Genomic DNA, 16,469 nt, shown 5'->3' with positions numbered 1-16,469 from the left:
TTTACTATGATGATTTATAAAATTTTAAATAAAATCTCCACCACCATTCAGGATATTCAACATTCCATTTACCTGAAAGTGTGCATTAATAATGGTTTGAAGCTAGGAAAAAATGCAGTGGTGAGAAATAATGTTTCCTTTGGTTCCGAACCTTTTTTAGTAGAAATCGGGGATGAAACCCGAATTGCTTCCGGAGTAACTTTTGTAACTCATTCAGGAGCTACCATCAATATCAGAAAGCTTGAAGGATACGAAAATGTAAGAAACTTCGGAAAAATAAAGGTTGGGAAAAACTGCGCTATCGGAAGTAATTCTGTGATCTTGCAGGATGTAGAAATTGGAGATAACTGTGTGTTGGGAGCCAACTCCGTATTATCTGAATCGATGCCGGAACATACTGTTTATGCCGGAAATCCTGCAAAATATGTCTGCGAAATTGAAGATTATGCTGATGTCTTGAAAAAAACAACAGTAGACTACCCAATTGACCTTGAAAAAGACAGAAAAAAATTAAATCAGTGGTTGATCCAGAATTTACCTGAAAAATTCAAAACTGCAAGATAGTGCCAAAAAAGAAAATTCTTATCCGTATTGGTTCGCTTCGTCATGGTGGCGCAGAAAAAGTTTTGGTCACTTTTTTAAAGAATCTTCCGAAAGATAAATACGAAATTGATTTATTATTAAACCTTTATTCCGGAAAATATTTATCCGAAGTTCCCGATTGGATTAATATTCTACATCTGCATAAAGGAGAAATGATCACAACCAATCGCCCTCATGAAATTCCAAGAAAAGCGGCAAGAGTAATTCATGAAAAAATATTAAAAAAATTTCCGAATCTTCTTTATAAGAGAAAATTAAAAAATAAAAAATATGACATCGAATTCGCCGCCATTCATGGAATGCGTGATGAAATTCTAGGTTCACCGTTACAATCTTCAAAAAAAATCGTCTGGATTCACAATGATCTTTCACAAGTAAAAGGTTATACCAATGATGAGATCCGTAAGTTTTTCGGTTTTGATAAAATCATGGTAATTTCTGAAAAAATTGAACAGCTTTTCTTTAGTTTGGCAAAAGATGAAGCTGAAAAGCAGAAAATTGTAAAAATTTATAATCCTTTAGACACGGAAGAATTTATTTCAAAAGCTGATCAGCCTGTTTTAAATTATAAATTTGATGAAAATGTTCCCACATTTATTTCTGTTGGGACGGTTTTTCCACAAAAAGGTTTTGACAGATTATTAAAAGTGCACAAAAAGCTTTTGGATGAAGGTTTTCAACATAAAGTTTTAATCGTTGGTGACGGATACGATTTTGAAAATATTAAAAAATTAAAGTCTGATCTTGGCATTGATGAAACGGCAACAATGTTGGGTTTTACAGATAATCCTTATCCTTATTTCAAAAAGGCAGATTTTTATATTTTAAGTTCGAGATATGAAGGTTTTCCGACTGTCTTGTTTGAAGCGATTACGTTAAAAAAGAAAATTATTTCCACAGAAGTTTCCGGTTCAGCTGAAATGTTAAACAATGGTGAATTAGGTTTAATTGTGGAAAATTCTGAAGAAGGAATTTATAACGGAATGAAAAAAGCCTTAACTCAGCCTGAAAGTTTTGAAACATATTCCGAAAAACTGAAAGATTACGAAATGCCTTTTAATCTTGAAAATTCAGTAAATAAAATCAGTTCTATTTTAGACGAATTGTAATTAAATTAATCATTCTAAAAACGTAGATTTTCTACATTGTTTATGGCAGATCAACACTCTATTCTTCAAAAAGATTTTTACCGGGAAAGTGGAAAATGGCTTTCCACATTTCAAATTTGGGCAAAATGTATCAATCCGAATCTTCATTTTATTTACATTTTAAGAAAAGCTCAGAAATACAGAAAAACTCCGGTTCTAAATATTATCTGGAAGTTTATTCTGAGACATTATCAGATCAAATACGGCTTTCAAATATATCCTGAAACAGAAATTGGAGAAGGTTTTTATCTGGGACATTGGGGAAGTTTGGTCATCAATCCGAAAGTAAAAATCGGGAAAAACTGCAATATTGCTCAAGGAGTGACACTTGGGCAGCAAAATCGCGGAAAAAACGAAGGATTCCCAATCATCAGCGATGAAGTATGGATTGGAACGAATGCCGTGATCGTCGGAGGAATTACCATCGGAAGCAACGTTCTTATTGCTCCGAATGCTTATGTGAATTTTGATGTTCCCGCAAATTCCGTAGTAATGGGAAATCCCGGAAAAATTTATTCTACTGAAAATGCAACGGAAGGATATATTAATAATAAAATTTAAATCCCTATTTGTCATTATTAATTAAAAATATTTTATAATTTTCGTTTTTACATTAAAAAAATAAATACAAAATACTTATTTTCAATTAAATAAGGCGATTATTTTTCTCAATCTATTGTGAAATTTATTTTTTTATTTCATATTTGCAAAACATACTATCACGAATATGAGATAAAATATTTCCTTATTCTTGATAAAGAAAAAACAAACACAAATTTTTAACAACAAACACAACCATGAAAAAAAATCTTTCCTGCATTTTGCAATTTTCCAGATTGCATACATCGGCACAAATATTTTCTTTTTCAGAAAATAATTCAACAGAAATTAACTAGAAGACATTCGTTTTTGTCTATACATTGATTGTTTGCTTATGTGAATAATGATATTTACTGGCATAACTATTTAATTCCGCTTTCTTTTTCAAATAAAAACACGTTTAAATTATACAAGTATGAGAAAAAAATCGATTTCAAAGATTTTTACGGCGGCACTTTGTGTCGTTTCTGTTCATGCTGCTTCCAAGACACTCGTCATCCACGACTATGGAAAAGCAGTAATGAACAAAGGTACGGAGACAATTTTACCTCCGTACAGCTATGACCTTGATCCAGGTTTTGTAATCCAACAAACTGTAAATCAAAAAGGATTGGTTATTATTGATGGTAAATTAAAAAAACCTTTCACATCAGATGATGTAAAACTTACTATCAAATACAAAGACGCTCAAGGAAACTGGGTTGTTGGCTGGACTAAGCTTTTGTATTCTTATAATCAATACAATGAAAATCTCACTGCAATGCTTGAGTTACCTGCTTCAGCATTAAGTTCTTACAATGTTAAAATTGAATTAAGTTCTACTTCTAATCTCAACAATTTTAGCAGTATTACCTGGGACAAATCTATAAGTCATTACAAGGCTTCGGATTATGCAAACAGTTTCTGTGACTTGGACGAGAATGAATACACAATGCTTTTAACACCTAGAAAAGAAGGAACATTAACTACTGATGCGACTGGTAAAGTTACAGGAGTTAAAGACAGAGTAACTTCAGCTCACTATTGGAACAAGCTTGGAAACATCATTATGGATAATAAAAAAAATGATGTTGTATTTTCTCCTACTATTCCAGCTGCATTAAATAATGATACAAATGGCATAAAATCTATTAAAATGGATAATCAGGGAGGTACCAATATTACTCTAGGGTCTACTCCACAATTTATCTATAATAGTCAAGCAGGACATCCTACACCTTATTTATATAGCTATGATGACCCTGTATATATTTTTGCGGGTAAATTCTCTACAAATGGTTTCATGATAGATTTTAGTCAATGGGAAGGTGATGCAGATGGTGTTGGCTATCATAATTTCAAAAACCCAAATCAATTACAAAGTAGATATTTTAATCTTTTTAATACGATTACTGAAAAACTAGCAGATGTTATTAATGATCAGGAACCCGTCGTAATGGTATCGAGTGCCGCTACAGGATTTAGAATATATAAAAGTGACGGAACTTATAGATCTTTAACTGGTTACAGTAATTATCCAGCTATGCTTTTTGGTTATGGTAACGATCAGGGAGGAGCTAGAAGAGGTCCAGGTTCAGAACATTTAACTATTTCAAATACACCGGAAATGACACTTTATGGTGTAGGAACCTTAAGAAATAGTGTGAAAGCTCAGAATTATCAGACAATAAGAACATTATCTGATATTGAAAAAGAAATATCGAAGTTTATAAAATATACAGGAATTTTTCAAAGTTCAACGGCATACGACGATAATACCGAGTATAAAACAAACTGTTATACTTTAAATTCGGGTGCATCTTCAGACTACAAAGTTGTAGACTGGACATTAGCACCAAACAGCTATATTTTTACAGGAAAAACAAAGAATAAAAATGGTCAGGAAGTAGACGTAGACGGTCTTTATATCCCCGTAAAAAAAGCTTATGAGATGTGGGAAAAGGGAGGTGAATTGATGAAAAACGACCAAGGTAATTATACCAAGATACCTACCGGAACAGAAAAAGCGGGATTATATTGGGAGGATGAAGTTGGCTTAATAAAATCCGTTTCATTAGAAGGAAGCCAAGATAATGCAAAGATTAAAGTACTTATTAATAAAATTAAAAAAGGAAATGCTGTAGTATCTTATAGGGTAAATGATATAGTTTATTGGACTTGGCATATTTGGGTAACAGATGACCCGACAAATGGCAGTACCTATCACCAAGGTTTTGAACAGGATAAAAACGGAACTGTCGTTTCAGACTGGAAATGGATGGATAGAAACTTAGGAGCTACAACTAACAAGTTTACAGGAAGCAACTTTCACAAGTCTGGAGGATTACAATACCAATGGGGTAGAAAAGATCCTTTTCCTTCGAATTATAAAGATTTTACAGTTTACAATATTAGAGGAGAAGTTGGAAACCTTACAGGATCAATTCCAACAAAATATAGAGGAAATCTGTACTCTGCAGCTAATAATACTGGTTTCGATTCTCCAAACGGAAATATCAGATACTCTATTAATAACCCTGTTAATTATATTATTCCACCGATTTATCTTTATAAACTAGGTGAAACACCTGTAAATAACGGTGAGAATTACTTACAAGAAATAACAACACCCGATGGCGCAAGCTGGGATAGAAAAGAAAATACCACATGGTTTTCAAAAAATAGCTACAAAAACTTAAGTACAACTTCTCATCTTGATAATATTACTTGGGATTTATGGGGGGATACACGAAATGGAAAATGGAGTAATGTTAATACACAAGACCCCTTAGTTTCTAAAGAAAGTAAAAGATATGCGATGAAATCTCCTTATGATCCATGTCCTTGTCAATGGAGGGTACCTTCTGCATATTCATCTGTATCGGCAGAAGCTAATACAAGTCCTTGGGGTAAATTAGGAACAAATACCTCAACGATTTTCCAAAATCTTACAGCCAGTTCTGATTATCCAAATATCAAAATATATCCCGGTTATGGATTTGAATTCTCAAATCAGTCAGAGAGAAATTTTGGAATGATTCCTATTAACGGTAATTATGAATATTATCCTCAACCGATGTCTGTATCTCATGATGCTACTGCAATAAATAATTTAAGAGATGCAAATAAACTGTATAAAACACCTACTATTGGTTTTCAGGATCAGCACAGCGATGGAGGGCTACATACATCCACATTCTTTTCTTCAATAGATTTGAGTAACCCAACAACTACTCCAGTTACAGGAACCAGAGGTTTATTGCTTATTTCAGATGCTGCTAATGTACCTAATCATTCAAGTGTAGGTTTCCAAAGGATTGCAAGTAATCTTTATAAGGAACTGAACACTTACGAATCAAGAGGAGTACGTTGTATAAAAGATCCTAATAATTCTTTTATGCCTGTAGAATTTGAAACCGAATATGTTTCATCTCCTTCAGCTATGTATACAACAGAAACCCTTAAAACCTGGAGTAAAGAGCCAAACAGTTATATTGAATATACCAATTCAGCCTTTACTACTGCTAATCCGGCAGACAAAGATAGAATAATTGATATTCCATTGAGAAAAGCATATGCAATGTATAAGTTGTATCTTTCAGAAACGAATGATATGCCTTTAGGAGATAAAAAATCTACATCTGTTGTTTGGACTACAAATAAAGATTTAATTTCAAGCATTCAGCTTATTGATGGGAACGGACCAATAGAAAATGCAAAAATAAGAATAACCCTTAATGATTCTAAATATGGCAATGCAGTTATCGCTTTTCATTTAGGAAATTCCACAGGTAATCAATGGGTAAATGGAAATAATGTAGATCCAATTATTTGGAGCTGGCATATTTGGGCTCCGAAATCTGTCATACAGGCAGCGACAGAATATACAACAGAAAAAGCTGCGAATGGCGGAACCATTCAGGATGATAGCGGGCAATTTGTAAATCCTGTGAAAAGCTATTATGGAGTTCCTTTAACTACAACTTTAATGGATAGAGATTTGGGAGCAATGGGAACATTCCTAAATCAGCACCTTGAAGCAGCAGGTAATTTTGGTACATTTTATTATAATGCAAGCAGTCCAAGTTATTCCGGAAATGCGCTCATTGAAACAATTAAGGATAGTGGAGGTATGCACTTTCAATGGGGAAGAAAAGATCCTTTACCTGTATTTTATTATGCAGGAGGATTTTATGAGCATTCTGCACAAGGCAACGGAACAACCCGAGATCTGTTTAGAAAATATACAATATATAGACAGACAAGCGAAAACAATGGTATTGAATATTCTACAGCAATAGATGAAAATAATTATCTTACCAATCAATCAAAAGAATACCTTACCTATTCTGGTGGAATATCTGCAAGTGATTCTCAATATGATAAACTTAAAAAAGTCCTAAAATATTCGGTAAACAATCCGTCGGTATTCATGTATCAAAACAACTCAACAAGTAAAGACTGGATATCAGATCAAAATGGGCTAGCTACAGAAAGATGGGGACACGCAACCGAAAAATCACCTTATGATCCTTGCCCTGAAGGTTGGAGAATTCCAGACGTGCAAGGTGCTACAGTTGCAGGCGGTAATATTTTTGATGGCTATTTATCTTATGCAAAAGGTAATAATCCTTGGTTCTATAATGCCCTATTTGAGGAAACTAAAACTGTAAACGGAATTACAAAGCTCTATAAATATTATGGTTTAGATCCTGCTTATAATTCCTCTCTTTATCCCGTGCGTAACGAAAGTTACAATATCAATAGAATTAACTATTTGGGAGGTTATGTAAGATCCACAGGATCAGGAAGAGCAAATGTTAGATATGGATTTATTTTCAACAATTCAGCTTATAACATTGGTAATTTCCCTAATAATGGTATAAGAGGATTAAATAATGGAAATAAACTATTATTTAAAGATACAATGGGTGTTAATGAAAACTTTACAATATCTGGGATATGGACATCTGCTTCAAACGGAGATTCAGCATTGGGTATGTACTTTTTCACTGAAGTGAATAGTGCAGTTAATCCAACAGATTTATTCTATTTTAGTCCAAATTATACATTCCGACCTCAAGCCGCAATGTCATGTCGCTGCGCAAAAATCAACTATGATGCAAATGGTAAAGAAATCACCAGATATGAACCATTTGTAATTGCTGTACCTAAAAATGTGACGGGAAAAGCAGTAAATACTTTTGCTAAAAAACAAATTGAAGAAATTCAGAAAGACAAAACATTAGTTTTTTATCCTAACCCTGTAAAAAATATGCTTTATATTAATTCAGATGATAAAGAATATTTTTATCAGATTTATAATGTATCAGGTCAGTTAGTAAGAGAAGGAAAATTTGAAAACAAAAAAACAGATCTTTCTTCTTTAATACAAGGTATATATCTAATTAGAATTAATAATTCCGAAACCGTAGTAAAAATTATTAAAGAATAAAATTTGAAACAATAATGGGAATAATATCCTTAAAAATGGTTATTCCCATTAATTTTATTTCTTAAGAATGATAAATTATCATAACGATTTATAAAATTTCAAAAAGCTATTTGATAATCAAATAGCTTTTTTAGATAGTAATTCTGAATACAAATTTATATTCTGACTTGCTTAATCCCTATATTTTCAAATTTAATATTAAAATTTTGTTAAAAACATTTACTTTTATAATCAAAAATTATATTTTTGCATTGTTATTGATTTAATCTATTAAATTTGAAAATAATTTAAACGAAATAAATAATTATAAATCTTTAAAATTTTAAATTATGTCTCAATCGTACGAAGTTATTTTCGAAAACAACAGAAAATGGGTAGAGTCTAAAATCGCAGACAATCCTGATTTCTTTCATGACTTAGCAAAAACTCAACATCCTGATTATTTGTATATCGGATGTTCAGACAGTAGAGCTACAGCGGAAGAATTGATGGGTGCAAAACCGGGCGAAGTTTTTGTTCACAGAAATATTGCCAATGTGGTGAATACTTTGGATATGAGCTCTACAGCTGTTATTCAGTACGCAGTAGAACATCTGAAAGTAAAACACATCATTGTTTGCGGACACTATAACTGCGGTGGTGTAAAAGCAGCGATGACACCTCAGGATTTAGGATTATTAAATCCATGGCTGAGAAATATTCGCGATGTTTACAGATTACACCAAGCTGAATTGGATTCTATTGATGATGAAGGAAAACGTTATGACAGGCTTGTTGAATTAAATGTTCAGGAGCAATGCATCAACGTTATAAAAATGGCTTGTGTACAGGAAAGGTATATTTTAGAAGAATATCCTGTTGTTCACGGGTGGGTTTTTGACCTTAGAACAGGTAAAATCATTGATCTTGAAATTGATTTCGAAAAAATTCTGAAAGACATTCAAAAGATCTACAACCTTACAAGTTCAGACTGGGTTATGAGCCGAAAGAAATAATTCTTTCTAAAAAAGAGTGAAATGAAACTTTGGAGTATTATTACATTACTGTTCTTTCTTAACTTCACAGCTTTACCAAGTATTGCTGCGGTTTTTGGTTGGGATCTTACAAGAACGAATGTGATAGTGAATGAAGAAGAGCCACATTCTCACGCAACAACATTTACTGTTTACGAAAAAACACTTCCAAAAACTTTAGACGTATTCGATTACCTGAAGTTTTTTGAACCTTCTGTAGAAGACAAATCTTTTATACTGATAGACGATTCCTTTCATCTGTCACCTTTACTTACCATATTTTCTCCGCCTCCGGAAGCTTAATTTTTATAGTTAGATTTTTTGATACTTATTCTATATCGTTTTGATATTGAATACACATGCGCTTTAAAAATTAAATTTCCAATCTTTTTTTTAATTGATTTATTTACAGAAAAATAAGTCGGTTACTTCACAGCTTAACATCATGAAAAAAACATCATTAATAGGAGGAATAAAGGAGAATTTCCCTTCAGGACTCGTTGTATTCTTAGTTGCACTTCCTTTATGTTTAGGAATTGCTTTGGCTTCGGGAGCACCACCATTGTCGGGCGTTATCGCAGGAATTGTGGGTGGTTTAGTCGTAGGAACACTTAGTAATTCAAATATATCGGTTTCCGGACCGGCTGCAGGTTTAACGGCAATTGTTTTAACGGCAATTACAGATCTTGGCGCATTCGAACTTTTTCTTTGTGCAGGAATTATTGCAGGGTTAATTCAATTGATTTTAGGCTTTGTAAGAGCCGGAAGCATTTCGAATTATTTCCCGAATAACGTCATTGAAGGAATGCTTGCTGCAATCGGGATCATTATTATTTTAAAACAAATTCCTCACGCTTTGGGATTTGATAAAGATTATGAAGGTCATGAATCGATTTTTGACAATGGATTAAACTTCGGATACTTCACGGAATTATTCGGGGCGGTTCAACCGGGTGCAATTATCATCACATTGGTTTCTGTTGGCATCTTAATTACCTGGGATAAAGTTCACACTTTAAAAAGAATAAAAATGCTTCCGGGAGCTTTAGTTGCCGTAGTTACAGGAATTGTTTTAAATCAGATTTTTAAAATGACAGGTAGCTCATTGGCAATTCAGCCTCAACATTTGGTTTCTTTGCCGGTTCCGCAGTCTCTTGATGATTTCAAAAACTTGGTGACATTACCGGACTTTACAGGATTCACAAATCCAAAAGTATGGATTGTCGGAGCAACGATTGCTATTGTAGCTTCTATTGAGACGTTACTTTGTATTGAAGCATCAGACAGACTGGATGTTCAGAGAAGAATTACGGATACGAATCTTGAATTAAAAGCTCAGGGAATTGGAAATCTTATCAGCTCATTCATCGGCGGACTTCCAATGACTTCTGTTGTTGTGAGAAGTTCTGCCAATGCAAATGCAGGAGCTACTTCAAAATCTTCAACCATTATTCATGGGATTTTATTATTAATTTGTGTATTGTCGATTCCTGTTGTTTTAAATTTAATTCCGTTGGCAACTTTGGCGGCAGTATTAATTTTAGTCGGCTACAAATTGGCAAAACCAGCGACATTTAAGCATTTCTGGCATTTGGGAAAATTTCAGTTTATTCCGTTCGTGGCAACAGTGGTTGCTGTTGTTGCGACAGACCTATTAAAAGGTGTAGGAATCGGTCTTGCAATCTCCATTTTCTATATTCTTCAGGGAAATATGAAGAGAGCTTATTATTTAAGCAAAGAAAAACTGGACGATGCAGACGGAATTACTATTAAGCTTGCTGAGGAAGTTTCATTTTTAAATAAAGCAGCCATCAAAAAAACATTAAAAAACATTAAAGCAAATTCTACTGTAACGATCGATGCAAGAGGAACTTCCTATATTGCAACCGATGTTTTGGAAATGATTCAGGATTTTGCCAATATTCGGGCAAAAGAAGAAGATATCACGGTAGAACTTTTAGGCTTTAAAACCTCATACAGAGACTATGAAAGAGACGAAGATTCTCACATTCTGGTCACACACAGAAGAGCAATGTAAGCTCATCACAATAAATTTTTTAACTTTAAAAGAAAATAAATCATCAATATGAAAGCACACACATCAGAAACTCAATCTACGATTACTCCTGAAAAAGCATTAAACTTTTTGAAAGAAGGAAACCAAAGATTTGTAAATAACTTAAAGGCAAACAGAGACCTTTTGGAGCAGGTAAATGCTACCCGTGAAGGACAATGGCCTTTTGCGGTAGTTTTAAGCTGTATCGACAGCCGTACTTCTGCTGAACTTATCTTTGATCAGGGATTGGGAGATGTTTTCAGCATCAGAATTGCAGGTAATTTTGTAAATCAGGATATTTTAGGTTCAATGGAATTTGGCTGCAACGTTGCAGGTTCAAAACTTGTTGTAGTTTTAGGGCACACAAAATGCGGAGCTCTGAAAGGAGGATTGGACGCAGCTAAGATCGAAGGATTGGGAATGGATAATCTTAATCATCTGATCAATCATTTCGATCCGATTATTAATGAAATCATTGAAGAAGGTGAAGATCGTTCTTCTGCCAATGCAGCGCTTCTTGAAAGACTGAATCAACATAATGTAAAAAATGCGATTGAAGATATCCGTAAGCAAAGTTCTACTTTAAAAAGACTCGAAGAAGAAGGCAAAATCAAAATAGTAGGAGCAAATTATGACGTTGAAACAGGCGTTGTAACTTGGTTGTAACTTGTTTTTGCAAATAAGCTATTTAAAATAAAATATGTTATAGTTAGATAGATTGGAAATTAATTTTTAAAAGTACATCAAACAAAGACCATCGATTTTTCGGTGGTTTTTTGTTTTGATTTATTTATGAAAACATTTGCGAAATTTATGTTTTAAAAAGTTGATAAAATCTTACTTTTGATCTTTAATAATTCTATTTCTTATGAAAATACAATTCAATATATTTCTGATCGGTCTTTTATTATTTTGCAGTGGATCTTTGATGGCTCAGAAAAATGTAAGTGATACTTTAGCTTACATCAAAAAATTTGAGACCAACAAAGAAAAATATATCGGAAGGAAGTTTTCACTGCTTTTAAAAGATATGACTCAACTGCAACCGAAAAAATCGAAATCCGACATCAAAGATGATCCTAATAATCCTTTACCAAGTACATTGTTTACGTTTTCGGATAAAGATATCAATTCGGGAAATGAAGTAACTTTAGTCGTTAAATGGAAAACAGATAGCACACCAACAACTCCAATCGAGTTCTCAGAACAGGAGCACAACTATCGTTTTACGGTAAGCGAGAGAAACTTTTTTGAGAAGAAAATCATAAAAGATATAGTTGTTTATAAACAGTAAAACCTCCTGAAATGGAGGTTTTTATTTTTGAAGCTTATTTATAAATTTATTTTCCATTAAAAGCAGACATTGTATTATTAATTCCTGCAAAAACAAATGATAAACATGCTTTAGAAAATTTTTCGATTCTTTCAGAAAGGGTTTTGTTTTCTTCCTCATTCCACGTTCCCAAAACATAATCTACTTGTCTTCCTTCAGAAAAATCTGCCGAAATTCCGAAACGTAAACGTGCATAATTTTGTGTCTGCAGAACTTCATTAATATTCTTTAAACCATTGTGTCCTGCATCAGAACCTTTTCCTTTCATTCTCAATGTTCCGTAAGGCAAGGCTAAATCATCTGTCACAATCAGAACATTCTCTAAAGGAATATTTTCTTTCTGCATCCAGTATCTTACAGCGTTCCCTGATAAATTCATATAAGTATCTGGTTTTAGAACCAATACCCTTCTTCCTTTATATTTTCCATCTGCCATCCAGCCGAAATTGGTTGTATTGAAAGATACTCCCATTGTTTCAGCTAATTTATCCGCAACTTTAAATCCTATATTGTGACGTGTATTTTCGTACTCTGCGCCTTTATTTCCAAGACCCACTATTAAATATTTCATCGAGAAATTTTTTGCAAAATTAAGTCATTAAAAATAAAAAACTCAACCTTCGGAAAGATTGAGTTTAAATATTGTTAAAATTATTTCTTACAATGGTTTGTAGATATAGTTTACACCGTATCCTTTCTGCATGTACGTCTGAGGATCATAGTTGTAATTTGTAGAGAAGAAAACAGGAACAGGAACAGGTGGTACAAGATCTGTAACAGTGTATCTTGTCGGACTATTTGGAGATAGAATCCAGCTTTCTACATCATTCACTTCCGTTCTTAAAAGTCTTGAAACCTTATAGGCAAAAGGCAATAAAGTAAACGGATTGATTTTAGCATCATAACTTGAATATTCATAACCGTATTTTGTTACAGCTGCTCCAAATGTACCTCCAGTACCTATAGGACCATAATTCCTTGTAACTTTAGATACATTATCACCTACATATTGATATGCTGTTTCAGAATATTTAGTATAGCTGAAAGGTGCTGTCGAAACATCTTCTCCGGTTGTCATTGTAATAGATGCCAGTTTAGCCGTTGAAGAACTATATTTCAGTTTATAAAGAGTCTTTGTTTTTCTCAACAAAGCATAAGGTCCAACTGTTGCTGGTGGAGTAGGTGTCCCACGTTTAAAAACAGAACGATTCTCTGAAATAACATCTACATTACCAAAATTATCATAAGTAAATTGCTGAGTATAGGTAACGCTATCCTGATCAAAAACACCATTATTATCTTCATCCAAGTGCCCTTTAAAATCAATTCTGCTGATTTTATCGCCACTCCATGCTACATCAGTGTTAGATTTGTATTTATATTTCACCCCTGGAGTAACTACCCTATTCATCTGCAACCCATTATAATAATATGTTGCCAAAGTATCTGAATTGGTAATTTCTCTATATAAAGCTCTGGGACCATTAAGCCCTGTATTGTCGTTGATATCCACTAGAGGATTTCCATCTTCGTCAGCCAAATCTTTACAAGAATGGATTGTAGAAATACCTACTAAAAGCAAAATAAAATAAAAAAGTCGTTTCATTCCAAAAGGGGATTATTTATTTTTTCACAAATATAATTTTTTTTTGAATAAAAAACATGTTTTTATTCATATTATAACAAAACTATTAAAAGATAATTCTAACTTATAACGGTTTGTATATATATTTCAAAGCACCCTGATCTGTTACCGGATAGTTTTGAGAATCATACGAATACAGCTTCGGATAAGAAATTGAAGGTCCTACAGGACTTTGAATTGTTACTTTTCCTACATTATTCGACGAAAGCAAATAAGAATTAAGCTGAGTGGTTGCCATAAGGGAAACTATCAGATATTCTTTCGGCAGTGTAGTATAAGGGTTTATTTTAGAGTCATAATTATCATAGAAATAAGTTGTAGTAGACGATGATGAAGGATCTGGATTTCCTCCACTCATAAGCATTCCCGTATAATCTGTTTTCACAATATTACTTGCAGAAAAAGTGTATTTGGTTTCATAATAATGAGAATATGAAGTGCTTCCCCCTAATTTTTTCTTTTCTACAACTCTGTATAACTGTCCGTTTGCATCATAATAAACCGTAAAATCACTGTGATTAACAGATCCCAATATTGTCTGATCCATAGTAAATCCTGTTAATTTTCCGCTTGTATATGTAAGTGCATACGTGTTGTCTGTAACGTGAGGACTTACGTTATCCTGAATTTTAATCTGAGTGATCTTATCTCCGGAATATGTTACAGTAGAAGTCGTTGTATTATTAGAAGCTGCATCTCTTGTGAAAGCCTGAGAAAGAGCTCCTCCGTTTGTAATATATTCTTCAAGATCCTTAGTTCCGTTATTTATTTTGCTTAAAATTCTCGGACCTGTAATTGTTGTTCCTCCTGTAGTCGTTTTGTTCTGATTTGGCGGATCATCTGTTGTATTATCACAAGAAATCACAAAACCAAGCGCTAATGCCGCAAAAGATGAGAGAAGGTATTTTTTTGTCATATTAATTATTAATTTTTTAATGCCGTCAAATATAATTGATTTTCTCTAACAAATGAGTTAAAATTCTCAAATAAATAATATAATAAAGCAAAAAAATCTAAAAACTTACGCTTTTAGATTTTATGATGTTCATCTGTGTTATAAAAATTTAGTACGGCTGTAAAACTGATAATGTTAATACAGATTTAGACATATCACCGTTCAGAAAATTTGTATCTACTGCTCTACCGATTCCCAAAGTATTGGAATTGATATTTCTTTTAATACAAGCAGCTTTTACGGTATAATTATTTTTTTGGGGAAGATTTGTTAGCGTTGCATTAAGATTAAAGATCTTGTTGGTTCCTGCACCACCGATAATTACATCTGTTCTTACCGCTCGCAGTTTATCATCAACGAAGATTCCGCATGCAAAACTGGTCGATGCATCTCCGTTTCCTGTTTTCTGAGCTGTTGTCTGGAAATTGAACGTTACCTTATTAGTAGCATTCGTAATAGAAAAAGTTGATGAAGTCCCCGTCAAAACCGACCAAGAACTTGTAATCGCCGAACCTTCACCATAGGGTGTCGTAGCTCCATCATTTCCGGAAAAAGATACTCCGGTCTTATCTTCCAGTGTATTCATGGAAAATAAAGACATACTTGTCAATCCGTCTGCAACCTTAATACTTTTCCAGTCGTTTACTGTAAGACTGGAACTATTATGAAAAATTGTCCCTGCTGCGCCTGCAGAACCTTTTACGGTGTTTGTACCTCCTGTTCTTAATTCCTTTCTTGCATTTAGGTCACCGTTGACATCAAGCATGTTTACCGGAGTAGTTGTATTAATTCCGACTTGAGCGTTATATAAAAATGCTACAAGCAAATTCGTTATTAGCAATATTTTTTTCATCTGTATTAATTTGTAACTGGGTTAAATACCTGTGGAACTTCATAAACATCCACTTTAAGAGAAGACTCAGCAATGAAAGAGTCGATATTAGAAGCAACCGCTTTTCCGATACCTAAAACCGTTCCGTCTGCAACGTTGTAAGAATCAAGCCTTGAACATGCAACACTTACAGAGTGTGCTCCTTTTGATAGGTTTTCAATAAGACCGATCTGGTTGTGTGTAAGGAAAGGATTATTAGCACTACTTGCTTTTAAATTTGCCTGTCTTAAATTCACCAGTTTATCATCCACGAAAATCCCGCAAGCATAATCAATTGAGGAATCTGTAGTTCCTATAGCCCCGTAAGTAGCCTGAACAACCGTTTCAAACTGGAAATAAGCTTTACTTACCGTACTGTAAACATTGATTGTCTGAGTAAGTCCCGGAATTTTTTTGAATTTGGTGAAATTTGTATAAGTATTATTTTTAGTAAAAGTTGATGATCTTGAAGTAATTGTAGATTCTTCAGCAGACGTAAAGGAAACTCCAGTCTCGTCCGAAAAAGAATTATTAAAGATCAAATAAAATTTATTCGCTTCATATTCAGGAATTCTAAGCGTTTTCCAAATTGGCGCATAACCCGATCCCTGAGAAACCAAAATTTGAGTATCTGCTCCTTCAGAAAGAGTATTGTCTGTTGCGTTTGAAACAGCCAATTTTCCTCTTAAATTCACGTCTCCGTTAACGTCTAACCACGCTTTTGGTGATTCTGTCTTGATTCCGATTTGCGCAGAAAGTGATAGCCCTACTCCGATGAATAGGATAGAAAATATATTTTTCATGAATTTTT

Annotated in this window: 14 protein-coding genes; 9 read left to right on the top strand and 5 right to left on the bottom strand. The window is 33.5% G+C overall.

From position 1 onward, the window contains the following. Nucleotides 1–6 precede the first annotated feature (6 nt). From ABD940_RS11685 to ABD940_RS11645, 9 genes are all read left to right on the top strand, one after another. Nucleotides 7–564, top strand: a complete 558-nt coding sequence (locus ABD940_RS11685; protein ID WP_345203912.1) for an acyltransferase — start codon at nucleotides 7–9, stop codon at nucleotides 562–564. Continuing rightward, nucleotides 564–1,712, top strand: a complete 1,149-nt coding sequence (locus ABD940_RS11680; RefSeq protein WP_345203909.1) for a glycosyltransferase — start codon at nucleotides 564–566, stop codon at nucleotides 1,710–1,712. Before ABD940_RS11685 ends, ABD940_RS11680 begins: the two co-directional genes overlap by 1 nt. Before the next feature lie 42 nt (nucleotides 1,713–1,754). After that, nucleotides 1,755–2,312 carry a serine acetyltransferase gene (locus ABD940_RS11675; RefSeq protein WP_345203907.1) on the top strand — a complete coding sequence of 186 codons (558 nt, stop codon included), beginning with the start codon at nucleotides 1,755–1,757 and terminating at the stop codon, nucleotides 2,310–2,312. 454 nt (nucleotides 2,313–2,766) lie between these two features. Next, on the top strand, nucleotides 2,767–7,785 hold the full coding sequence (locus ABD940_RS11670; protein ID WP_345203905.1) for a T9SS type A sorting domain-containing protein: 5,019 nt from the start codon (nucleotides 2,767–2,769) through the stop codon (nucleotides 7,783–7,785). A 329-nt stretch (nucleotides 7,786–8,114) separates the two neighbouring features. Beyond that, nucleotides 8,115–8,780 (top strand): carbonic anhydrase, encoded by a 666-nt coding sequence (locus ABD940_RS11665; protein ID WP_345203904.1) that lies wholly within the window; start codon nucleotides 8,115–8,117, stop codon nucleotides 8,778–8,780. A gap of 21 nt (nucleotides 8,781–8,801) precedes the next feature. After that, nucleotides 8,802–9,101 (top strand): hypothetical protein, encoded by a 300-nt coding sequence (locus tag ABD940_RS11660; RefSeq protein WP_345203901.1) that lies wholly within the window; start codon nucleotides 8,802–8,804, stop codon nucleotides 9,099–9,101. Between the two features lie 142 nt (nucleotides 9,102–9,243). Beyond that, nucleotides 9,244–10,836 carry a SulP family inorganic anion transporter gene (locus tag ABD940_RS11655; protein WP_345203898.1) on the top strand — a complete coding sequence of 531 codons (1,593 nt, stop codon included), beginning with the start codon at nucleotides 9,244–9,246 and terminating at the stop codon, nucleotides 10,834–10,836. 48 nt (nucleotides 10,837–10,884) lie between these two features. After that, nucleotides 10,885–11,520: a carbonic anhydrase gene (locus ABD940_RS11650; protein ID WP_345203896.1), complete on the top strand. Its 636-nt coding sequence runs from the start codon at nucleotides 10,885–10,887 to the stop codon at nucleotides 11,518–11,520. 202 nt (nucleotides 11,521–11,722) lie between these two features. After that, entirely contained in the window at nucleotides 11,723–12,148 is a 426-nt protein-coding gene (locus ABD940_RS11645) for a hypothetical protein (RefSeq protein WP_345203893.1), read from the top strand. 46 nt (nucleotides 12,149–12,194) lie between these two features. Here ABD940_RS11645 and pth read toward each other — a convergent pair whose 3' ends face one another. The 5 genes from pth to ABD940_RS11620 all read right to left on the bottom strand — a co-directional run bounded on the left by pth (nucleotide 12,195) and on the right by ABD940_RS11620 (nucleotide 16,461). After that, complete coding sequence (pth, locus tag ABD940_RS11640; RefSeq protein WP_345203891.1) at nucleotides 12,195–12,758, bottom strand: aminoacyl-tRNA hydrolase; 564 nt, start codon at nucleotides 12,756–12,758, stop codon at nucleotides 12,195–12,197. Between the two features lie 87 nt (nucleotides 12,759–12,845). After that, nucleotides 12,846–13,793 carry a hypothetical protein gene (locus ABD940_RS11635; protein WP_345203889.1) on the bottom strand — a complete coding sequence of 316 codons (948 nt, stop codon included), beginning with the start codon at nucleotides 13,791–13,793 and terminating at the stop codon, nucleotides 12,846–12,848. Between the two features lie 103 nt (nucleotides 13,794–13,896). Next, nucleotides 13,897–14,748, bottom strand: coding sequence for a hypothetical protein (locus ABD940_RS11630; protein WP_345203886.1), 852 nt, complete (start codon nucleotides 14,746–14,748; stop codon nucleotides 13,897–13,899). A 148-nt stretch (nucleotides 14,749–14,896) separates the two neighbouring features. After that, a complete protein-coding gene (locus tag ABD940_RS11625) occupies nucleotides 14,897–15,640 on the bottom strand; it encodes a hypothetical protein (RefSeq protein ID WP_345203884.1) in 744 nt (247 codons plus the stop codon). Nucleotides 15,641–15,645: 5 nt separating this feature from the next. After that, a complete protein-coding gene (locus tag ABD940_RS11620; RefSeq protein ID WP_345203882.1) occupies nucleotides 15,646–16,461 on the bottom strand; it encodes a hypothetical protein in 816 nt (271 codons plus the stop codon). Nucleotides 16,462–16,469 lie beyond the last annotated feature (8 nt).

This window comes from Chryseobacterium ginsengisoli (genome assembly GCF_039542325.1).
GTDB lineage: Bacteria > Bacteroidota > Bacteroidia > Flavobacteriales > Weeksellaceae > Chryseobacterium > Chryseobacterium ginsengisoli.
Note: the sequence above shows the minus strand (reverse complement) of the source record. Positions and strands in the feature narration are given on the sequence as shown.